General features: G+C 64.5%; 16 protein-coding genes. 4 read left to right on the forward strand and 12 right to left on the reverse strand.

What is annotated here, in order from left to right; all coding sequences use genetic code 11:
• Positions 1–3: 3 nt before the first annotated feature.
• Together nadE and leuS are read right to left on the reverse strand one after the other, a co-directional pair.
• Positions 4–837 (reverse strand): ammonia-dependent NAD(+) synthetase, encoded by an 834-nt coding sequence (gene nadE, locus EB835_RS05355; RefSeq protein WP_135808431.1) that lies wholly within the window; start codon positions 835–837, stop codon positions 4–6.
• A gap of 34 nt (positions 838–871) precedes the next feature.
• Positions 872–3,787, reverse strand: coding sequence for a leucine--tRNA ligase (gene leuS / locus EB835_RS05360; RefSeq protein ID WP_135808432.1), 2,916 nt, complete (start codon positions 3,785–3,787; stop codon positions 872–874).
• 189 nt (positions 3,788–3,976) lie between these two features.
• Here leuS and EB835_RS05365 point away from each other — a divergent pair, with 189 nt between their 5' ends.
• Together EB835_RS05365 and EB835_RS05370 are read left to right on the forward strand one after the other, a co-directional pair.
• Complete coding sequence (locus EB835_RS05365) at positions 3,977–5,785, forward strand: AMP-dependent synthetase/ligase (RefSeq protein WP_135808433.1); 1,809 nt, start codon at positions 3,977–3,979, stop codon at positions 5,783–5,785.
• A gap of 254 nt (positions 5,786–6,039) precedes the next feature.
• Positions 6,040–7,083: a glutathione S-transferase family protein gene (locus EB835_RS05370; RefSeq protein ID WP_135808434.1), complete on the forward strand. Its 1,044-nt coding sequence runs from the start codon at positions 6,040–6,042 to the stop codon at positions 7,081–7,083.
• A gap of 76 nt (positions 7,084–7,159) precedes the next feature.
• Here the strand turns inward: EB835_RS05370 and EB835_RS05375 are convergent, their stop codons facing one another.
• Positions 7,160–7,960, reverse strand: coding sequence for a DedA family protein (locus EB835_RS05375; RefSeq protein WP_346763138.1), 801 nt, complete (start codon positions 7,958–7,960; stop codon positions 7,160–7,162).
• Between the two features lie 126 nt (positions 7,961–8,086).
• Here EB835_RS05375 and EB835_RS05380 point away from each other — a divergent pair, with 126 nt between their 5' ends.
• Both EB835_RS05380 and EB835_RS05385 read left to right on the forward strand, forming a co-directional pair.
• Positions 8,087–9,124: a YhjD/YihY/BrkB family envelope integrity protein gene (locus EB835_RS05380; RefSeq protein ID WP_135808435.1), complete on the forward strand. Its 1,038-nt coding sequence runs from the start codon at positions 8,087–8,089 to the stop codon at positions 9,122–9,124.
• 56 nt (positions 9,125–9,180) lie between these two features.
• A complete protein-coding gene (locus EB835_RS05385) occupies positions 9,181–10,608 on the forward strand; it encodes a glyceraldehyde-3-phosphate dehydrogenase (protein WP_135808436.1) in 1,428 nt (475 codons plus the stop codon).
• A gap of 383 nt (positions 10,609–10,991) precedes the next feature.
• Here the strand turns inward: EB835_RS05385 and EB835_RS05390 are convergent, their stop codons facing one another.
• The 9 genes from EB835_RS05390 to EB835_RS05430 form a co-directional block, all read right to left on the reverse strand.
• Positions 10,992–11,579 carry a hypothetical protein gene (locus EB835_RS05390; protein WP_135808437.1) on the reverse strand — a complete coding sequence of 196 codons (588 nt, stop codon included), beginning with the start codon at positions 11,577–11,579 and terminating at the stop codon, positions 10,992–10,994.
• Positions 11,576–12,541: a D-2-hydroxyacid dehydrogenase gene (locus EB835_RS05395; RefSeq protein WP_135808438.1), complete on the reverse strand. Its 966-nt coding sequence runs from the start codon at positions 12,539–12,541 to the stop codon at positions 11,576–11,578. The genes EB835_RS05390 and EB835_RS05395 overlap by 4 nt, the downstream gene beginning before the upstream one ends.
• A complete protein-coding gene (locus EB835_RS05400; RefSeq protein WP_135808439.1) occupies positions 12,483–14,279 on the reverse strand; it encodes an MDR family MFS transporter in 1,797 nt (598 codons plus the stop codon). The genes EB835_RS05395 and EB835_RS05400 overlap by 59 nt, the downstream gene beginning before the upstream one ends.
• Before the next feature lie 11 nt (positions 14,280–14,290).
• The gene (locus EB835_RS05405; protein ID WP_135808440.1) at positions 14,291–14,935 is read right to left on the reverse strand and encodes a TetR/AcrR family transcriptional regulator; all 645 of its coding nucleotides are present in this window, start codon (positions 14,933–14,935) and stop codon (positions 14,291–14,293) included.
• Positions 14,936–15,146: 211 nt separating this feature from the next.
• The gene (gene dnaG / locus EB835_RS05410; protein WP_135808441.1) at positions 15,147–17,171 is read right to left on the reverse strand and encodes a DNA primase; all 2,025 of its coding nucleotides are present in this window, start codon (positions 17,169–17,171) and stop codon (positions 15,147–15,149) included.
• A gap of 3 nt (positions 17,172–17,174) precedes the next feature.
• Positions 17,175–18,482, reverse strand: a complete 1,308-nt coding sequence (locus EB835_RS05415; protein WP_135808442.1) for a deoxyguanosinetriphosphate triphosphohydrolase — start codon at positions 18,480–18,482, stop codon at positions 17,175–17,177.
• Between the two features lie 2 nt (positions 18,483–18,484).
• The gene (gene dusB, locus EB835_RS05420; RefSeq protein ID WP_135808472.1) at positions 18,485–19,663 is read right to left on the reverse strand and encodes a tRNA dihydrouridine synthase DusB; all 1,179 of its coding nucleotides are present in this window, start codon (positions 19,661–19,663) and stop codon (positions 18,485–18,487) included.
• 73 nt (positions 19,664–19,736) lie between these two features.
• Positions 19,737–21,434 carry an ATP-binding cassette domain-containing protein gene (locus EB835_RS05425; RefSeq protein ID WP_135808443.1) on the reverse strand — a complete coding sequence of 566 codons (1,698 nt, stop codon included), beginning with the start codon at positions 21,432–21,434 and terminating at the stop codon, positions 19,737–19,739.
• A 153-nt stretch (positions 21,435–21,587) separates the two neighbouring features.
• Complete coding sequence (locus EB835_RS05430) at positions 21,588–22,136, reverse strand: helix-turn-helix domain-containing protein (RefSeq protein ID WP_135808444.1); 549 nt, start codon at positions 22,134–22,136, stop codon at positions 21,588–21,590.
• Positions 22,137–22,186 lie beyond the last annotated feature (50 nt).

Genomic DNA, 22,186 nt, shown 5'->3' on the forward strand with positions numbered 1-22,186 from the left:
GGATCAGTGCCGGATCCACCACGAATCCGTCGGAGCCACAGGGGTGCGGCGTTTGTGTTCTGACCTGCGGTATTTCTCGATGAGCACCGAGGCGGCCGCGGGCTCGATCTCCTTGCCCTCGAGGAAGTCATCGATCTGGTCATAGCTGAGACCCAGCGACGTTTCATCGGTCTGCCCCGGTTCGTCGTCGAGCAGATCCGCAGTGGGATCTTTGACGATGAGATGCTCGGGAGCACCGAGGTGGCGCAGCAGTTCACGTCCCTGCCGTTTGTTCAGACCCGCCAGGGGGATGACGTCGGCCGCACCGTCTCCGAACTTCGTGAAGAAGCCCGTGACCGCCTCGGCGGCATGATCGGTTCCGACGACGAGGGCCTTCTTCTCCCCCGCCAGTTCGAACTGGGCGATCATCCGCATCCTGGCCTTGACGTTGCCTTTGCCGAAGTCGGTGATCGGCGTGCCTGTCGCCTTCTCGTACTCCTCGGCGGCCGCATCTGTGGCGGCGCCGATATTGATCGCCAGCTCATGATCGGCGGCGATGAAGGACAGTGCATCCTGGGCATCGGCTTCGTCGCTCTGCACATGATGGGGCAGACGCACGGCCCAGAACTCGGCATCGGCACCACGACGGCGCAGGTCCTCCACCGCCAGCTGGCAGAGCTTGCCTGCCAGGGTGGAGTCCTGACCGCCGCTGATGCCGAGCACGAGTCCCCTGACACCGGTGGTGAGCACATAGTCGACGAGGAATTCGACCCGCCGAGCGACCTCGGTGGCCGGGTCGATCGTCGGTCGGACCCCCAGTTGGGCACGGATCTGATCCTGAACGGTTTCGACTCTCATAGACTCCTGCTCCTGCGGATGCCCCGACCGCTGCTCAAGCGTCGGGAACGATGTTGACCAGCTTCGGTGCGCGCACGATCACCTTGCGCACTCCCGCACCGCCGAGGGCCTTGACGGCGTTCGGTGACTCGAGAGCCAGCTGCTCCAGCTCTTCGGCAGAGATGTCCGGAGCCACCTCGAGGCGTGCACGCACCTTGCCCTTGACCTGAACCACGCAGGTCACCGTCTCGGCGACGAGATGGTTCGGATCCGCCTCGGGGAAGGACGCATAGGTGAGCGTCGACTCGTGTCCGAGACGCGACCACAGCTCTTCGGCCAGGTGCGGTGCGAAGGGCCCGAGCATGATGGTCAGCGGTTCGAGGACCTCCCGGGTCGCACCGCCCTGCTTGGTGGCATGGTTGGTGAGCACGATGAGCTTGGAGATCGCAGTGTTGAAGCGCAGATGGTCCATGTCCTCGCGCACGCCCTCGATGACCTGGTGGAGGACCTTGAGCGATTCGGCATCGGTCTCGCCGCCGGCGATCACGGACTCGCCCGTGGTCTCATCGACGAAGAGTCGCCACACGCGCTGCAGGAACCGCTGCGCGCCGACGACGGCGCGGGTGTCCCACGGACGGTCCTGCTCCAGCGGGCCCATCGACATCTCATAGACGCGGAAGGTGTCGGCACCGAAGGCGTCGTACATCTCGTCGGGCATGACGGAGTTCTTCAGCGATTTGCCGATCTTTCCGTACTCCCGGTTGACCTGTTCGCCGTTGTGCCAGAAGGTCAGCTCACCGTTGCTCTCGGTCCGCTCCTCGACCTCGGCGGCGGGGACGTAGACACCGCGGGAATCGGTGTACGCATAGGCCTGGATGTAGCCCTGGTTGACCAGCCGGTGGAACGGCTCGGACGAGGAGATGTGGCCCAGATCGAAGAGGATCTTGTGCCAGAACCGCGCGTAGAGCAGATGAAGCACAGCGTGCTCCTGCCCGCCGACATAGAGGTCGGCGCCGCCACGAGGCTTCGAGGCCCGCGGCCCCAGCCAGTACTTCTCGTTGACAGGGTCGACGAGGCGTTCGCCGTTGTGCGGGTCGGCGTAGCGCAGCTGGTACCACGACGAACCGGCCCAGTTGGGCATCGTGTTCGTCTCACGATGATAGGTCTTGAGACCCTCACCGAGGTCGAGCTCGACGCTCGTCCAGTCCTGGTTTCGGCTCAGCGCCGGTTCGGGGCGGCTGTCGGCATCATCGGGTGCGTAGGTCCGCGGTGCGAAGTCGTCGACCTCGGGCAGCTGGACGGGCAGCATCTCGTCGGGCAGGGCGATGGGGGTGCCGTTCTCGTCGTAGACGATCGGGAACGGCTCTCCCCAGTAGCGCTGCCGGGAGAACAGCCAATCGCGCAGACGGTACTGAGTGGATTCGGTGGCCAGTCCCCTGCCGGCCAGCCAGTCGGTGACGCGGGCCTTCGCCGCGTCGATCTCGAGGCCATTGATGTCGATCTCGGCATTGGCCGAGTTGATCATCACTCCGGTGCCGGTGAACGGTGCATCCTCGTCGTGACCGGCAGGCGGCTGCACGGTGCGGATATAGGGCAGCCCGAAGGTCTTCGCGAAGTCCCAGTCACGGGCGTCTTCGGCGGGCACGGCCATGATCGCACCGGTTCCGTACCCCATGAGCACATAGTCGGCGATGAAGATCGGCACCTCATCCCCGGTGGCCGGGTTGAGTGCATAGGAGCCGGTGAAGATGCCGGTCTTCTCCCGGCTCTGCTGCCGGTCGGCGTCGGTCTTGGCAGCGGCGGCGCGCTGGTAGGCGGCGATCGCCTCGGCGGGGGTGGCCTGACCCCCACGCCAGGATTCGGGCGTGGATTCGACCCAGGTCGACGCTGTCAGCGACGCGACCTGCGGATGTTCGGGGCTGAGGACGAGGTAGGTGGCGCCGAACAGTGTGTCCGGGCGGGTGGTGTAGACCTCGATATCGCTCGCATCGTCAGCGACGATGGGCAGGCGCAGCAGCGCACCCTTCGACCGGCCGATCCAGTTGACCTGCGCCGCGTGGATCGCATGCGGCCAGTCCAGGGCGTCGAGGTCATCGATGAGGCGGTCGGCATAGGCGGTGATCCGCATATTCCACTGCCGCAGACGACGGGTGAACACCGGGAAGTTCCCGCGTTCGGACAGGCCGTCGGCGGTGACCTCTTCATTGGCCAGCACCGTGCCCAGTCCGGGGCACCAGTTGACCGGGGATTCGGAGACATAGGCGAGGCGGAAGTCCTGCAGGACGTCCTCCCGTTCGGCCGGACTCAGATCCGACCAGGCGCGACCGTCGGGGGTGGAGCGGGTGCCGGAGGCGAACTGGTCGATGAGCGTCTCGATCGGTCGGGCCGCACCCTTTGCCTCGCCATCGGGGGTCGTCGCCTCCGGGTCGTACCAGGAATTGAAGATCTGCAGGAAGATCCACTGCGTCCACTTGACGAATTCGTCGTCGGTCGTGGCGAAGCGGCGCCGCACATCATGGGCCAGGCCCAGGCGACGCAGCTGTTCGGTCATATTCGCGATATTGGCATCGGTGGTGATGCGCGGATGCTGACCGGTCTGGACCGCGTAGAGATCGGCGGGCAGCCCGAAGGCGTCATAGGACAGCGCATGCATGACGTTGAGTCCGCGCATCCGCTGATAGCGGCCGTAGACGTCGGTGCCGAGGTAGCCCAGCGGGTGGCCGACATGCAGCCCCACACCAGAGGGGTAGGGAAACATGTCCATGATGTACAGGGACTCGCGCTCGCTGAGGTCGGACGGCGGTCCGTAGGTCGACTGACCATCCTGGGAGTCAAGCTCGCCGAGGTCTCCGGTGGGGTTCGGGGTGTGGAACGTGCCCGATTCCTCCCAAGTGCGCTGCCAAGACTTCTCGATCTCTTCGGCCAGCGCCGCATCATAGCGGAAACCGGTCTCCTCAGGGTTCGTCGTCATTACCTTCCTTCGCTGAACAGACGTGAGCGGGTTCCGACCATCGTACTCTGAACGCCCCTTGATTCGACTTGGCTAGACTGCTCAGAGGGCAGCGGACGCCGGATATCTCGGCAAACGTGATCGATTTCACTGACGCCCGGCCGAACTGTAAGATAACCGAGCAGTAACTTACGTCCTCGAAGGAGACCCATGAGCTCAACGACCATGCCGCAGTCGTCAACACCCGTCGTCGGTTTCGAGGTCGATACCACCTCGTCGACCACCGATATCTTCCTCCGCACCGTCGCGGAGGACCCCAGCCGCCCTCTGGTCGCCAAGCCCGACGGTGACGGCTGGATCGACACGACGGGGGCCGAGTTCCTCGCAGAGGTCAAAGCCGCGGCGAAGGGGCTCATCGCCTTGGGTGTGGGAGTCGGTGATCGGATCGCGATCTTCGGACCCACCTCCTATGAATGGACGCTGAGCGACTACGCCATCTGGTACGCCGGCGGAATCTCCGTGCCGTTCTATGACACTTCCTCAGAGAGCCAGCTCACCTGGATGCTCACCGACGCCGATGTCACACGCGGGCTCGTCGCCACCGCCGAGCACGCCGATCGGGTGCGGGCGGCGGCTGTGGCCGGCGGACGCGAAGAGCCTGCCCTGCGGGTCTGGGAGGAAGGCGCATTCGCCGATCTCGCAGAGGCGGGCAGGAACATCAGCGATGAGGAGGTCGAAGCCGCCCGCTCGCAGGTCGGTTCCGAATCCGTGGCCACGATCATCTACACCTCCGGCACTACTGGAAAGCCCAAGGGCTGCGTGCTCACTCACGCGAACTTCGTGCAGACCTCCCAGGCCGCACGCCACCAGATCCCCAGCGTTCTGGACACGAGCATGCGCTGCCTGCTGTTCCTGCCTCAGGCCCACGTCTTCGCTCGGTTCATCGAGGTTCTGGCCATCAGCAATGGTGCTCTGCTCGCCCATCAGTCGGACCTGACGAAGCTCACCGATGCTATGGGCAGCTTCCGCCCGTCGTTCATCCTCGGTGTGCCCCGCGTCTTCGAGAAGGTCTTCAACTCTGCACTGGCGACCGCTCAGGCAGGCGGCAAGGAGAAGATCTTCCGGCGTGCCGAGCAGGTCGCCGTCGCGTATTCGAAGGCACTGGACACCGGTAAGGTTCCGACCAGCCTCAAGCTCCAGCACGCCCTGTTCGACAAGCTCGTCTATTCGAAGCTGCGTGCGGTCATGGGCGACAATGTCACTCACGCGGTCTCCGGAGGCGGCGCACTCGGCTCGCATCTCGGCCACTTCTTCCGAGGGCTCGGCATCATCGTCCTCGAAGGCTATGGACTCACCGAGACCACGGCCCCGATCACCGTCAACATTCCGGAGAACTCGAAGATCGGAACAGTCGGCGTGCCGTTGCCCGGCGTCTCGGTGGCGATCGCTCCCGACGGCGAGATCCTGGCCAAGGGGGTGCCGGTGTTCCGCGAATACTGGAACAACCCGGACGCCACGGCCAAGGAGTTCCACGACGGCTGGTTCGGCACCGGTGACCTCGGTTCCCTCGATGAAGACGGATACCTCACGATCAACGGCCGTAAGAAGGAGATCATCGTGACCTCCAGCGGCAAGAACATCGCCCCGGCCCCGCTCGAGGACGTGCTTCGCCGTCACCCGATCATCGGCCAGCCTGTGCTGGTCGGTGAGAACCGCAAGTTCGTCTCGGCACTGATCTTCCTCGACTCGGAGATGCTGCCGGGTTGGCTGAAGAACCATGGTCTGCCGCCGATGGATCTGCGCGAGGCCGCCGACGATGATGCGGTCCATGCCGAGGTCGCCAAGGCCGTCGAGCAGATGAACAGGACCGTCTCGCGTGCCGAAGGGGTCAAGAAGTTCACGATCCTGCCGATCGAGCTCACCGAGGAGAACGGCTACCTGTCGGCCAAACAGTCGGTCAAACGGCACCTCATCAACAAGGACTTCGCGGCCGATATCGACGCACTCTACGCCGGCTGAACCGCAGACGATGCCGGCGAGAACCAATAGCTGAGCACCGCTTCGGGACACGGCCCGGATACGGACCAACCGGTCCGCATCCGGGCCGTCGTCGTCCAGCCTCAGCGCCGGCACCCTCACTGCTGGGAGGGGTGGAGTCTGCCCCGCCTGAAGGGATGCGGCAGCGGTGACGCCGGGCCGCCTCGGCGAGGGTTTGCCTCAGCGTCGTAAGCTGAGGGCAGAAGTCGTTCACCGATCTCAGCGGAGGCAGCGTTATGTCCGACAACACCGATCACACGCCCAGCTACGTGACCGAGGGCGCGGAATTCAACCGCGATACGAACTACATCGAAGACCGGATCCTCAATGATCCGAACGCGCAGTGGCCGGTCGAACCGGGTCGGTATCGCCTCATCGCCGCCCGCGCCTGCCCGTGGGCGAACAGGACGATCATCGTCCGTCGTCTCCTCGGCCTCGAGGACGTCATCTCCCTCGGCCTGCCCGGTCCCACCCATGATGCGCGGTCGTGGACCTTCGACCTCGACCCGGGCGGGGTGGATCCGGTGCTCGGCATCGAACGGCTGCAGCAGGCATTCTTCGCCCGCTACCCGGACTATCCGCGCGGAATCACCGTGCCGGCTGTCGTCGACGTCCCCACCGGCGCCGTCGTGACCAACGACTTCCCGCAGATCACGGAGGACTTCTCCACTCAGTGGACCGACTACCACCGTGAGGGCGCACCGAATCTCTGGCCCGAGGAATCCCGGCAGGAGATGGAGAAGGTGATGCGGCTGATCTACACGGAGATCAACAACGGCGTCTACCGCTGCGGATTCGCCGGCTCGCAGGAGGCCTACGATGCCGCATTCGATCGCCTGTTCACCGCCTTGGACACGATCGAGGACCGCCTCAGCCGATCACGGTTCCTCATGGGTGAGACCATCACCGAGGCGGATGTGCGTCTGTTCACGACCCTCGTCCGATTCGATCCCGTCTACTTCGGTCACTTCAAATGCAACCGTCAGCCGCTCACAGCGTTCGAGAATCTGTGGGGCTACGCCCGCGACCTCTATCAGACGCCGGGATTCGGGGACACTGTCGACTTCGAACAGATCAAACAGCATTACTACATCGTCCACCAGGATGTGAACCCGACGCAGATCGTGCCCAAGGGTCCGGACCTCTCCGGCTGGCTCAGCGATCACGGCCGCGACCGGACGTTCGGCGGTTCGCCCTTCGGTGACGGGACACCTCCGGGACCGGTCAGGCCCGGCGAAGAGGTCTCACCTGCACACACGGCGTCTGCCTGGGTGAGCTGATTCCCGAGTGAGCGATTGTCCTGGGTGAGCGATTCCCCTGGGTGGCGATTGTCCTGAGTGGCCGGAGGTCTCGGCCTCAGGAGTCGAACTCGCCGGGCTCGATATGGTCGTCTTCGGCCGCCTCGAGGCCGGCGGCTCGCTTCCGCCGCTGTTTGCGGACCTTGAGCACGACCCACACGATGACGAAGGCGAGGACGGCGACGATGACGAGGTTCTGGAAGTAGCCGGCGTACGTCTCGACGACCGACCAGTTCTCACCGAGGGTGAAACCGGCGACGATGAGGATCGTGTTCCAGATCGTGCTGCCGGCTGTGGTCAGAAGCAGGAACTTGACCAGTCGCATGTCCCGCATGCCGGCGGGGATGGAGATGAGCGACCGGAAGATCGGGATCATCCTGCCGAAGAACACGGCTTTGTCTCCGTGCTTGTCGAACCAGTCGACGGTCTTGTGCACGTCATCGACGTCGACCAACGGCATCTTCACGGCGATGCGGGCGATGCGTTCGATGCCGATCCACTTGCCCAGTGCCCACAGCAGGACCGCGCCGACGACCGAGCCGATCGTGGCGAAGACGATCGCAGCCACGATGTTCATCTGCCCCTGACTGGAGGTGAATCCGGCCAGAGGGAGGACGAGTTCGCTGGGGATGGGTGGGAAGATGTTGTCGAGGAAGACCATGAAGCCGACGCCGATCGGGCCCAGGGCCTCCATGACGGTCACGGTCCAGGCCGAGAACCCGCTGAGGCTGTCGGCCGCACTGCCGCCGGCTGAAACGACATCGGCAGACACTCCGCCGGCAAGGGGACCGCCGGAGAAGCTGCCGGCGGCAGCGGGGGCGGAATCGGCGACGGAAGCGAACGAATCAGTGATCGGCATGGTCAAAAGTCTAGATAAGGGCGCGGCCTGTCGCTCACAGTACGCTCACAGCGGCTAGTGTGGAAACGAACACCTCCGACCGGAAAACGAACGCACCTTGCGGATTCACATCGAAGGAGCACACACGTGGCACCTGCCAAAGTACTGGCCTCGCGCAACACCGTCGCTGAGGTCGGCCACAATGCCGTCAACAGACCTGGGCCAGCCCATCTCATGCGCGCAGTCCAGCGTTTCGGTCAGCGTCTGGGCAACCAGTTCGGTGCCGCGATCACCTATTTCCTCGTTCTGGCGGTCATGCCCATCGCCATGGTCAGCCTCGCGAGCATCGGCTTCGTCCTCGACGTCGCCCGCCCCGAGCTCCTCCCCGAGGTCACAAAGCAGATCGAGAACTTCACCGCAGGCAACTCCACACTCACGGAGCAGCTCGAGAGCTACCTGCTGCAGTGGCAGGCAGTGGGAATCATCGGTATCATCACCGGCCTCTACACAGGCCAGGGATTCATCGGCAACCTCGGTGCCGCCGTCCGTGCCCAGCTGCACGACGACTTCGACGATGCCGTCCCGGAGAAGTCCTTCGTCAAGAAGATCCTCGGCAATATCGTCACCCTCATCGGTCTCATCATCGGCCTCCTCCTGGCCGTGGCACTCACAGTCGTCGGCACCGGCCTGCGGTCGATGATCGTCGATCTCCTCAACCTCTCCGGCTTCGTCGCGAGCCTGTTCTTCCTTGTTCCGCTGCTGCTCACGTTCGCTGCCGCCTGGCTGATCTTCTGGTTCCTGTTCACGATGCTGCCGGAGAGGCCGGTGGGCAAGCAGGCGAAGAACCGCGGCTCCCTCATCGGCGCGACCGCATTCCTCATCCTCATCAACTTCTCCACTGTCCTCGTCAACGTCTTCTCCGGAAACAAGGCCGCCGGCGTGTTCGGATCGATCATCGCGATCATGCTCACGCTCAATGTCTTCGCTCGCATCATCCTCTTCATCGCCGCGTGGATCGGCACCGCCAATCCGCCGAGGCTGAAGGAAGAGGAGCCGGAGTACCGGTTCGTCGAACCCAAGGTGCAGGCACAGAGCCTCGGCGCGCTGCTGGCCGGTGCGGGAATCGTGGCGCTGACTCTGCTGGGCTTCAGGCGTTTCGAGGAACACCAGTCCGGTCGTGAATAGCCGAGACGGTAGACTGTGGGCGCATCCGTTATCACTTGACCGAGGGGACACGACCTTTGACTGACGCTACGACTGCTCGCCTGGACGATTGGGCGCAGAAGCAGACCGCCGCCGAGGAACTCATTCCGCTAGTCGGACGCCTGTACCGCGAGAACGACGTGCTGCTGACCCTGTTCGGACGGTCGCTGCTGAACAAGTCGGTGACCGGCATGATCAAGGCCCATCGCTACGCTCGCCACTTCCTCGGCGATGAGCTCGACATCCAGATCACTCACCGAATCGTCAAGGCGCTGTCAGGACTCAACCTGGCACCGGCGCGCATCGATCTGGGCCGCCTCATCGAGAAGGTCGATGATCCGAACGCCGATGTCGATGCCTTCCTCGCCGCCGAGCTCGCCGAGGTCGTTGAGTCGCAGTCGGGTCAGGGCGAAGTCCGCGACGTCGTCCTCTACGGCTTCGGTCGCATCGGTCGCCTGCTCGCCCGCATCCTCATCGACCGTGCCGGTGGAACCGGTATGCGTCTGCGTGCGATCGTCGTGCGGCGCAATGGTGACAACGACATCGTCAAGCGTGCTTCCCTGCTGCGCCGCGATTCGGTGCATGGTGCCTTCGACGGCACCATCGTCGTCGACGAAGAGAACAGCACCATCCAGGCCAACGGCACCCTCATCCAGGTCATCTACTCCGATGATCCCTCGCAGGTCGACTACACCGCCTACGGCATCAACGACGCCATCATCGTCGACAACACCGGCAAGTGGCGTGACGACGAGGGCCTGTCCAAGCACCTCGCCTGCCCCGGTGCCTCGAAGGTCCTGCTCACCGCTCCTGGCAAGGGCGATGTCAAGAACATCGTCTTCGGAGTCAACGACGACGCGATCCTCGACACGGACACTGTCGTCTCGGCCGCATCGTGCACGACGAACGCGATCACCCCTGTGCTCAAGGCCATCCACGACAAGTTCGGTGTCCGCAACGGGCACGTCGAAACGGTTCACTCGTTCACCAACGACCAGAACCTCATCGACAACTTCCACAAGGGCTCCCGCCGCGGCCGCGCAGCCGGACTGAACATGGTCCTCACCGAGACCGGTGCCGCCAAGGCAGTCGCCAAGGCACTGCCGGAACTGGCAGGGAAGCTCTCGGGCAATGCGATCCGCGTGCCCACTCCGAACGTGTCGATGGCGATCCTCAACCTCAACCTGGAGAACGCCACGAGCGTCGACGAGCTCAACACCTTCCTGCGCGAAGTGTCGATGCATTCGCCGCTGCGCAACCAGGTCGACTACGTCACCTCCCCCGAGCTCGTGTCGACCGACCTCGTCGGCTCCAAGCGCGCCGGTGTAGTCGACGGTCTGGCCACGATCGTCGATGAGGACCGCGTCGTCGTCTACGTCTGGTACGACAACGAGTTCGGCTACTCCTGCCAGGTCGTGCGCTGCGTGGCCAAGATGGCCGACGTCGACGTCCCGGCCTTCCCCTGAAATCGCCGAGGCGGCTCTCCGAATCCTGAGATGATTCCTTGGTGAGACGCTGAAGGACATGTGCGTTTCAGCCCACTTTCGGCTGAGCAGCCCAGTTCCAGACTTGGGCTATTCAGCCGAAAGTGGGCCGTTTCCGTAGGTGCCCCGAAAGTGTGCCGTTTCCGTCGGCGATTCCTCACCACACCACTGGCGTCACATCACACCACTGGCGACACAGCTGACCAGCAGCGCCATACTCCACCGCTAGCGCACCACAACACCTCTTTGACGACAAAACCTCCCGCAGGAACGGGAGGTTTTGCGGTCAATCGGAAGTTTTGCAGCTATGAGCTTCGCATCTGACGGGAGGCTGTGCATCTGGGGCGACGAAAAGATCACTCCGCTCACTCCGCGGCGTCGGACTCCATGGCTTCGTGCAGCCAGATCGGAGTGAACGTCGCGAACCGCTCCGCCAACTCGTCGTCGCTGTCGAGAATGACAGCGAGCCGGTCATCGGCGTTCGCCAGCTCATTGGCCCAAATCGGTCCGAGGCACGCCAGCAGCAGGCAGGCGAACATGACGCCCACCGCCAGGATCGGCGTCTGAGCCCACAGCAGCACCGCGAACAGGACCCCGACCACAGCGAAGCCTGCAGCCACCGCGATTCCGCCATTCCGGGTCCGCGGCGCCTTGGCACGGGACGGTCGGGTCGCCGCGATCGAGTCGAGGACATCCCGGTTGATGCGCGTCCAGGCGATGATCGCGCCCAGTGCGCAGACGATGCCGATCATGATGAGGCTGAACGCTGAGAACAGCAGCACCGCATCGATGTGATCGCCTTGGGCCTGGACGGCGGCACCGAGTCCGGCGACGAGCATCGCCAATGCCAGCACCAACATGCTCAGCAGACGGGCACGGCGCACTGCGATGAGTTCGGCGACCACCCTGGCCAGGAACGCCCGCTGCGCCGCGGGATCGTCGGCCTGGCTCACCGCACGTACCCGAGTCGCTTATCCACAGTGTGAGGGAACTGCTGTCCGGACAGATACTGTTCGAACAGGCGGTGGAACTGCTCGGCCAGACGCATTCTCCAGCCGTCGGTGTCTCCGCTCATATGCGGAGTGATGATGACATCGTCCATCGTCCACAGGGGATGCCCTGCGGGCAGCGGCTCTTCATCGAAGACGTCGAGGCCGGCACCGGCGATCTGCCCCTCTCGCAGCGCGGTGACGAGGGCGTCGGTGTCGACGGTGTCCCCTCGTCCGACATTGATGAACACGGCGGAGTCGTCCATGGCGGCGAACACCTCGGCGCCGATGAGCCTCTCCGTCTTCTCCGTCAGCGGTGCGATGTCGATGACCCAGTCGAATCCGGCCACGTGCTCGGGCAGGGTCGCGGAATCGATGACCTCGCCGAAGTCGGTGTCGCCGCTGCGGGCGCGGGACCCGGCACCGGTGACCTCGATGTCGACGGCCGTGAGCAGCCGAGCGATTCCGCGACCGATCGATCCGGTGCCGACGATGAGAGCCTTGGTGCCGGCGATGTCCCGGGTCGACCGGCGGTTCCACTTCTTCGCGGCTTGGTCGGAGAGCGAACCGATCGAGTTCTTCGCCTGCATGAGGATGTAATTCAGGACGAACTCGGCGATCGGGCGGTCGAAGATCCCCCGGGCGTTCGTCACCGTCACCGGCGAGTCGACGAGTTCGTCGAAGAGGAGCGAATCGACGCCCGCCGCGGCGGCATGGACCCACTCCAGACGGTCGGCGCCGCCGTAGGCATCCTTGAGCGCGGTGGAGAAGAAGTCCCACATCAGCAGAACATCGGTGCCGGGCAGCGCCTGCGACAGGGTCGGCGCCTCGGCGATGCGCAGTTCGATCCCGTCCCGCTCCCCCAGATCAGTGATCAGTTCGGGGATCTCGGTCCCGGGTGAGTTGAGTATGGTCAGTACCGTCATTCCTCGGCTCCTCCAGCAGTGGGCTTTCTGCCACACTAACCGATGAAGACACGGCGGGGGTGGAAGCCGACGCGGACGTGACCACTGCGTTCTCTGCTCCGATATCGACGCTCTGCCGCTGAGCAGGTTCGTTCTTCAACGTCTGCGCCAGCGGAGTGTTGGGCAGGAAGCAGAGGAAGACGAAACCGAGGACGGCCAGCGGAGCCACCCACAGGAACAGCGGGACGAGGGCGTCGTTGTAGGAGGTGATGATGAGAGAGTGCAGGGGCTCCGGCAGCTTGGACACGATCTCCGGGGTCAGCCCCGTTAAGGACACCTTCGGCATGTGACCCTGCGGGGCCGTCTTCGCGATCTCCGTGACTCCGGACTTGATGTTGTCCATGAGTCGCTGAGTGAACACCGACCCGATGAAGGCCATGCCCAGGGTGGCACCGACCTGGCGGAAGTAGTTGTTCGATGCTGTCGCGGTGCCGACCATGGACACCGGGAAGGCGTTCTGGACGACGAGAACGAGAGTCTGCATGCTCAGGCCCAGTCCGAGCCCGAGCAGAGCCAAGCAGCCGATGGTCTCCCAGGCCGGACTCTCGGCCTTCAGCTGAGACAGCAGGACGAGCGAGGCGGCCATGATGAGGATGCCGGTCAGCGGGTACTTCTTGTACTTGCCCGTGCGCGAGACGATGAATCCGACCAGGGTCGAGGACACGAGCATAGTGCCCATCATCGGCACCATCATCAGGCCCGCGACGGTGGCGTCGATTCCGTGGACCATCTGCAGGTAGGTGGGCATATAGGAGAGGACCCCGAACATGCCGATGCCGACGAAGAGACCGGCGATCGTGCACAGCAGGAAGTCGCGGTTGGTGAACAGATGCATCGGGATGACGGGTTCGCTGACCTTGAGTTCGACGAACACGAAGGCCACGGCGGCGACGATTCCTGTGACTATGAGCCCGTTGATCTGCCAGGATCCCCATTCGTAGTCATGTCCGCCCCACGCGGAGGTGAGAACGATGCACGAGGTGACGACGGAGATGAGCGCCATTCCGATGACGTCGACCTTCGGCCGAGGTCCGCTGCCAGTGGCGTGCTTAGGAACCTTGAGGAACACGGCGGCGGCTGCGAGGGCGATGATGCCCAGGGGGAAGTTGATGGCGAAGGCCCAGCGCCATCCGGGTCCTTCGGTCAGCCAACCGCCGATGAGCGGTCCGGCCACCGAGGACACGGCGAAGGCCGAGCCCATGATGCCCATGTACTTTCCGCGTTCACGGGCGGGGACGACGGAGGCGATGATCGACTGCGAGAGGATCATCATTCCGCCGCCGCCGATCCCCTGGAGCACGCGGCCGAAGATCAGCGTCGACATCTCATTCGCGATGAGGGCGAAGACCGAGCCGGCGAGGAAGCAGCAGATGGCGAACATGAACAGGGGTTTGCGTCCGAACAGGTCACCGACCTTGCCGTAGACGGGCATCATGATCGTTGAGGCGAGCATGAATGCGGTCGAGACCCACAGCATCTGGTCGACGCCGTCGAGTTCGCCGACGATGGTCGGCAGAGCGGTGGCCAGCACCGTCTGATTGAGCGAGAACATGAACATCGCGATCATCAGGCCGACGAAGAGCAGAATGATCGCTGAGGTGGCCATCGGCTCGGTCTGTGTGTCGGGTCCCGCAGCAGCGGAGTTCTTCGAGGTGGTCGTCGTCATCGTCTTCGTATCTGGTTCGTGGTTGTAACTCATCACAGCTTTCGTCATTGCAGTCGGTCCAATACCTTGCCGAACAGGCTCAGGGAGTCCTCGAAGATCGCTTTGGTCCCACCCTTTTCGTCGACCGCCTCCGGATTCGCTTTGATCGTCTGTCCCGCATGAGTCAGTGGAACTCGGCAGAGTTGGGTGAGCATGCGTGCGCTGCGCCAAGCGGATTCGTCGGAGGAGAACTCCTGGCCGAGGTGGCGCAGTCGCTCGAGCACATGCCCGGCGACGATCTCTTCGAGTTCTTCGGCTCGGTCGAAGCTCTTGCTCACGAGTTCCGGGTAGAGGGCGAAGAGGCGGCGGCGCCGGGCCGGCAGTTTGGGATCGACGGAGCCGATGAGCAGCGCTTCGCGGACGAAACGCGCTGTGTCTTCGGCCAATGTGTCGAGTCCTGTCGGACTGTGGACGAAGTCGAAGGCGAGGCCCTCATCGACGCTGACCTCGGATCCGAGGCCCACGATCGCATCCTCTTTCGTCTCGAAGTAGTTGAAGAAGGTACGGGTGGACACCCCTGCGTCAGCGGCGATGGTCGCTACAGTCGCGCAGGCCAAGCCGTCTTCGAGGACACGGGTGATCGCCGCCTCATGGAGGGCGCTGCGGGTCAGCCGGGCCTTTTTCGAGCGCAGGGTTTCTTCAACGGGCATAGATACATTTTGCACCACATGCAAACTTTCACCAACTGCAAATATGCAATTGTGCAGTATTTCACTGTGTGCAGTGATTCACACGATGCAGTATTTCGATGGCACTCTGGCCCGTCGTTCCCGGTGGATTGGCGTGTGGAGCGACCTGGTGACTGCTGTGCCTCGCCGGGTGCCGTGCCGCCGGGGCGGCGGTGCACGATACCACCGCAGTTCACATGAGTGTCTTCAGCCGCGCCCGGTGCTGCTCGAGGGTCTGCAGCTGCCCGAGCAGGACGGCCTGGCCGGCTCCATCGCCGGTGTCCTGGCGCTGCAGGCGGGAGTGGAGTTCTTTGGCGATGCGTTCGAGGTCGTAGTCGAAGAGCCGGGCGACGATTCCGCGGGCGAACCGGTCGATACCGGTGCCCTCGACCACCGGCAGCGGGGTGACGAGCAGCTGTGCCACATAGGGCTTGAGGTCCTCGGCACTGGCCTCAAGGACGCGTTCGGCCCAGTTCGACTGTGTGGTGCCGGCAGCGCCCAGCCCCCCGGCCGAAGTGATCGCCTCCTGGATCCGCCGGTAGCCGGGGTGTTCGAAGGCCTTCCCCGACAGCGAGTCGAAGAGCTTCGCATTGACGACCTCAGGATGCTGGAGGGCGACCATGAGTGCACCCTTCTCCGTCTTCAGCCGGGCAGGGCTGATCGGGGCCGAGAGATTCGAGACATCGGGGCGTTCGTCGTAGACGTATTCGATCCTGCGCTCATCGGCGATCTCCCCCGCCGAGGCGGCCGCAGTCTCCGGTGCCGCCTCGGCGGGTGCCTGTGCTGCGGGCGGAGGCGGCGGTCCGTTGCGGTAGCTCTGCGCAGGAGCGGAAGGCGGACCGTCGCCGAACCCGGGACGGTTGGTCGGCTGGTTCCCTCCCTGCCGGTTCTGCTTCGGTTGGCGGGCGGCGGTGCGGACGGCGGCCTCCACCTCGTCGATGTCGACGCCGATGCGGCCGGCGACGAATCGATAGTAGTGGGAGAGGCTGTTGCGGTCGCGGATGTCGGTGAGCACGTCGGCGGCGGCTCTGACCGCGGAGATCCTGCCTTCGACGGTGTCGAGGTCGAAGCGGGAGACTGCGGTGGTGATGACGAACTCGAAGAGCGGCTTGCATCCGTCGATGAGTTCGCGAACGGCCGCATCGCCTTTCTGCATTCGCAGGTCACAGGGGTCGAGTCCGTCGGGTTCGACGGCGACGAAGGTCTGGGCCGTGAACAGGTTCTCGAATTCGAAGGCCTTGAGTGCAGCCTTCTGACCGGCGGCGTCACCGTCGAAGGTGAAGATCACCTGCCCGGTGGGGTCGTCGCCGAGGAGGCGACGGATGATCTTCACATGTTCGGCGCCGAAGGCCGTACCGCAGGTGGCCACGGCCTGGTCGACTCCGGCGAGGTGGGCAGCCATGACATCGGTATAGCCCTCGACGACGACGACGCGTTTGGTCTTCGCGATCGACTTCTTGGCCAGATCGAGGCCATAGAGGACCTGATTCTTGTGATAGAGCGCGGTCTCCGGGGTGTTGAGGTACTTGGGTCCCTTGTCGTCGTCGAAGAGCCGGCGGGCACCGAATCCGATGGTCCGGGCCGTCATATCCTTGATCGGCCAGACCACCCGTCCGCGGAACCGGTCGTAGATTCCGCGACCGCCTTCGCTGGCCAGACCGGCTGCGAGGATCTCCTCGTCAGTGAAGCCGGCCTTGCGCAGGTGGGTCGTCAGTGCGTCCCAGGATTTCGGCGCGAAGCCGATGCCGAAGTCCCGGCTCGATTCGGCGGGGAAGCCGCGGCCGGTCAGGAACTCGCGACCGATCTGCCCGGCTTCGGATTCCAGGGCCTGGGCGTAGAAGCGCTGGGCGACTTCGTGCATCTCCAGCAGCCGCTGCCTCCGACTCGCCTGCTCTCGGTCGGGTCCCTTTCCGTCCTCGTAGCGCAGGTGCATCCCGGCCTTGCCGGCCAGCGCTTCGACGGCTTCGACGAAGCTGAGCTGTTCGACCTTCTGCAGAAAGGTGAACACGTCTCCGGACTCACCGCAGCCGAAGCAGTGGTACATCCCGACCTGCGGGCGCACCGTGAACGACGGGGTCTTCTCGTCGTGGAAGGGGCACAGGCCCTTCAAGGATCCGATGCCCGCGGTCTTGAGGGTGACGAATTCTCCGATCACCTCGTCGATGCGCGTGCGGCTGCGCAGTTCGTCGATGTCCTCGCGCTTGATGAGTCCGGCCATGGTCTAGAGCCGATCCTCCGCCCCGGCGTTGAGGTGGTGGAACAGGGTCCAGGCGGAGTGGTCGGTCAGGGAGGCGATCTGGTCGACGATGACGCGCAGCCGGGCGGCGTCGTCGGCTGCTTCGGCGTGATCGGCGCGGAACATCGGATCGAGCTCGTCCGGTGACTCCGAGAACCATTCGGCGAGTTCGTTGATGACCGCGACCTGGATGTCGTGCAGACGCAGACGATCCTCGGCGACCATCACGGTCAGGGTGGCCATGCCCTTGAGCACGGCGATCTCGACCGTGGTCGATTCGGGTACGACGAGGGAGGCCGAATAGCGAGCCAGCGGTTCCCACCCGAACTCCTCACGCGTCGCCGACTCCGCGGCGCCGACGAAGCGTCCGATGAGCTGGCTGGTCATATGTTTGAGGCTCGCCTGGGCGCGGCGGGACCCGTCGAAGACCTCCTTGGGCCAGTATGCGGCGGCCTGCAGGCGGCCGAGCGCCTTGTCCATCTCCGCGTCGGTCGTGTCCGGCAGGTACCACTGGCGAGTGATCTCGAAGAGTTCGCCGCGGCGGGCCTCTGAGGTGAAGTACGCGAGGTCGAGGTGGCCTGCGACGATGGCGTCCTCGACGTCGTGGACGGAGTATGAGATGTCATCGGCTAAGTCCATGACCTGTGCTTCGATGCATCTCTTGCCGTTGTCGATGCCGTGGCGGTAGAAGTCGAAGACCGCTCGGTCATCATCGTAGACTCCGAATTTGCGCACTCCGGAGTCACGGCGACCGGCCGTGGCTTCGGCCCGCGGCCACGGGTACTTCGTCAGCGCATCGAGGCTGGCGCGGGTGAGGTTGAGCCCGGCGGGGCGTCCGTCGTCGGCGATGACCTTCGGTTCGATGCGGGTGACCAGGCGCAGGGTCTGCGCATTGCCTTCGAAGCCGCCGATGTCTCGGCACAGGGCATCGAGGATCGTCTCCCCGTGGTGGCCGAAGGGCGGATGGCCGAGGTCGTGGGAGAGGCAGGCGGTGTCGACGATATCGGGATCGCAGCCGAGGTAGCGGGCGAGTTCGCGTCCGACTTGAGCGACCTCGAGGGAGTGAGTGAGGCGGGTGCGGACGAAGTCGTCCGTGCCCGGGGACACGACCTGGGTCTTCGCACCGAGGCGGCGCAGCCCCGAGGAGTGGAGAACGCGGGCACGGTCACGCTGGAAGGCCGAGCGCCGTGGATTCTTCGCCGGTTCGCTCACCCACCGTTCCTCGTCCCACGGCGAGTAGACCGCCACGGTACCCGTCCGCACCGAGGTGTGCGGGTGAGTGTCGAAGGGCATCCTCATCCTCCTGAGATGTCGAGTTCGGCCTCCGACAGCAGCGATTTCCCGCTGGGATCGAAGATGCGGGAGTCCAACCAGCCTTCGGGCAGGTGCGGCTTCTTCGGCCGGGTGGTGCGGCCGCGGGATCCTTCGGCGGCCTCTCCCGGGTACGGGGCGTCCTTGTCGAGCTGGTCGAGCAGTCCGGCGAGCTCTTCGAGCGAGGACACCATGGCCAGCTGGCTGCGCAGCTCTCCCCCGACCGGGTAGCCCTTGAAGTACCAGGCGATGTGTTTGCGCAGGTCGCGCACGCCGAGGAATTCGTCCTCAAAATGGTCGACGAGGTATTCGCCGTGCTTATACACAGCCCGAGCCACCTCGGCGAGACCGGGGCGATGGCGTTCATCGCTGCCGTTCAGCGCGTTCGCGAGGTCACCGAACAGCCACGGTCGTCCCTGACAGCCGCGACCGATGACGACACCGTCGCAGCCGGTCTCGGCCATCATGTCGAGGGCATCCTCGGCGGCGAAGATATCACCGTTGCCGAGCACCGGTACAGTGTCGCCGAGGTGGTCCTTGAGGCGTGCGATCGCGTCCCAGTCCGCGGTCCCCGAGTAGAGGTCGGCGGCGGTGCGACCGTGCAGGGCGACGGCTGCGACGCCGGCGTTGCGGGCGGTCTCGGCGGCGTCGAGGAACGTCGTGTGGTCGGCGTCGATGCCCTTGCGCATCTTCACGGTCACGGGTACGTTCCGGCGGGCGGCCTCGGTGACTGCTGTCGTGACGATGGATGTGAAGAGGTCCTGCTTCCACGGCAGCGCCGACCCGCCGCCCTTGCGGGTGACCTTCGGGACGGGGCACCCGAAGTTGAGGTCGATGTGGTCGGCGCGATCCTCCTCGACGAGCATCCGCACGGCTTGGCCCATGGTCACCGGATCGACTCCGTACAGCTGCACGGAGCGCGGGGTCTCATAGGGTTCGTGGTGGATGATGCGCATCGTCTTCGGGCTGCGCTCGACCAGCGCCCGGGTGGTCACCATCTCGGTCACGTAGAGTCCCGCTCCGTATTCGCGGCACAGGCGGCGGAAGGCGGTGTTCGTGATCCCGGCCATGGGGGCGAGCACGACGGGGGACGACAGCTCGATGGGACCGATGCGCAGGGCTGGTTCGGCTTTCCGGGACACGGATTCTGGGGCAGGGCTGATGACACTCACGGGACCATTATCCCAGTCAAGTCAAAATCGCACATTCGTCTGCTTCTCCCAGTCGTGTTCGGGCTCATCCGTTCACGTCAACGGCTTCGGTGCGCAGAAATTCCCGCACATCCCATTCGGTGTCGACGGAGAGTTCGGAAGCGAGCCGGTCATCGTGGGTGACGATGACCATCGCACCACCGAATCCTTCGAGCGCGGTCACCAGCGCTTCGAGTGAGGACAGGTCGAGGTTGTTGCCGGGTTCGTCGAGGACGAGCAGCTGCGGGGCCGGGTCCTGCAGGAGTCCCGCGGCCAAGGCGACGCGGAAGCGTTCCCCTCCGGACAGGGTCTGACATCTCTGGTCGGTGCGACCTCTGCGCAGTCCCATGGCCGCGAGGACTTCGTGGACGCGGTGCGGTCCCAGGTGCGGATTGCCCGATCGCACAGCCTCCATCACCGTGAGCTCACCGGGCAGGCGGTACTGCTGGTCGAGGTGGGCCGCCGGCACGGAGACGGTGATGTCGAGGTCGCCGAAGAGTTCGATGATCGGCGGGCCCGAGCCTGTCGCGGCAGCGTCGGAGGAATCCTCCGTCACCGTGCTCGCGGCTTCTTCATCCGGTCGATTCCGCCCGCCCGCAGCTGCCAGGATCGCTGCCAGCAGGGTCGACTTCCCTGCTCCGTTCGGTCCGGTCAGCCGGATCCGTTCGGGTCCGACGATCGTCTGTGGACGCTCGAACCTCGCCGAGGCGGTCGTTGAGATCTCGAGGACCCGCTTGGTCGCGTGGACCTGCGTGTCCGGCAGGTCGAGGCGGACGCTCGATGTCCGGCGCAGCGCATCCTTGGCGACGGTGAGTTCGTCCCAGGCTGCGGCTTCGTCGGCGGCTTTGTCGCCGCGCCGTTTGGCCGCTGACTTCTCGGCGAAGTTCGTCAGCCCGTTCATCACGATCTTCGGTCGGCGTTTGTTCTCTTTGTCCTTCGCCGCTTTTCGGTCGGCCCGTGCGAGCTTCGTTTCGAGTTCGATTCGCTGTCTCTTCTCGATCGAATGGGACTTCTTCGCGTCGGTGACTTTCTGCTGCTTTGCCTCCTCTTCCGCGGCGACCATCGCCTCGTAGTCGTCGAAGTTCCCGCCGTAGACCCGCAGCCGGTCAGTCATCTCGACGATCGAGTTCATCTGCGCCAGCAGAGCTCGGTCGTGGGAAATGGCGAGGGTGGGTCCGCGTCGTTCCGTGAGCAGCGTCGCCAGCAGCGAGCGTCCGTCCTCGTCGAGATTGTTGCTCGGCTCATCGAGGATCAGCCAGGCGTCACCGACCAGAGCCGCCCGGGCCAGTCCGATGCGGGTGGCCTGTCCGCCGGAGAAGCTGCTCAGACTCCGGTCGAGGTCGCTGGCGCTCAGGTGCAGACCGAGGTCGGCCAGGGCCGCCAGGGCACGCTCCTCGATGTCCCAGTCGTCGCCGATGAGGTCGAAATCGGAGCCGGTCGCTTCTCCGTCCAGAGCGCGGCACAGCGATTGCCGGAGAGAGGCGATGTCCAAGGCGGAGTCGACCCGCTGCGTCGAATGCGGCAGCAGCTGATCGATGTAGACGGCGCCGTCGGAGCCCGTGACGGTTCCGGCCGAGGCGTGCAGCCGTCCGGTGAGGATGCGGGCGAATGTTGATTTGCCGATCCCGTTGTCGCCGACGAGTCCGACGAGGTCAGCGGGGATGGTTGCGGTGAGTCCGGAGAAGATCTCGGTATCGTCGCCGAGGCGGAAGTCCAGTTCGGACACAGTGATTGCTGTAGGCATGGGGGTCCTCATTTCGTGTACGCAGAAGCGCTGCGGGTCCGTGGCACCCGCATTTCACGGCATGAGGATTCACTTCACAGCTGAGACGTCCTTGATCGGAAATGGAACACAACCATGATCGTCGAGGCGGCTCGTCCGGTCAAGAGCACGAGCTCAGACGATGATGAGGATGAGTTCGGCCGGTTCGTCGTGGGGGTTCGCCAATTGGTGCGGAACATCGCCGGGGGCTTGGGCGCAGTCACCGGCGTGAAGAGTCGTGCGACGGTCGATGGTGACGACCTCGATGCTGCCGCTCAGAACGAAGAAGCTCTCACGTGAACCGCTGCGGTGGGCGGCGAAGGCCGAGGTCTCGCTGCGCGGATCGAGGCGGTAGTGGACGACGTCCATGTTCTCGATCGCCGAGGGCAGGTCCCGACGCCAGATCCCCTTCCCGAAGTTCGAGGTCGTGGGGATCGCATCCGAGGGAGTGATGGTCACTTCGGGGGCGGCGAGGAGTTCGCCCACATCGACGCCGAGGGCGCGGGAGAGGCCCATAGCGTTTGACACGGATGTGTCCTGCTCTCCCCGCTCGATCTTCGACAGAGCGGCACGGGACAGCCCTGCCCGGACCGCGAGCTCGTTGAGCGTGAGGTTGTTGAATTTGCGCCGTGCCCTGATGCGGGCACCGAAGACACGAGCGCCGAGATCCTCTTCTTTCACCATTGGAGCATCATAATCTATTCTTGGATCATAGAATCGCATCTCACAAAGGA

Origin of the sequence: Brevibacterium sp. S22, from assembly GCF_004745485.1 — a bacterium.
GTDB lineage: Bacteria > Actinomycetota > Actinomycetes > Actinomycetales > Brevibacteriaceae > Brevibacterium.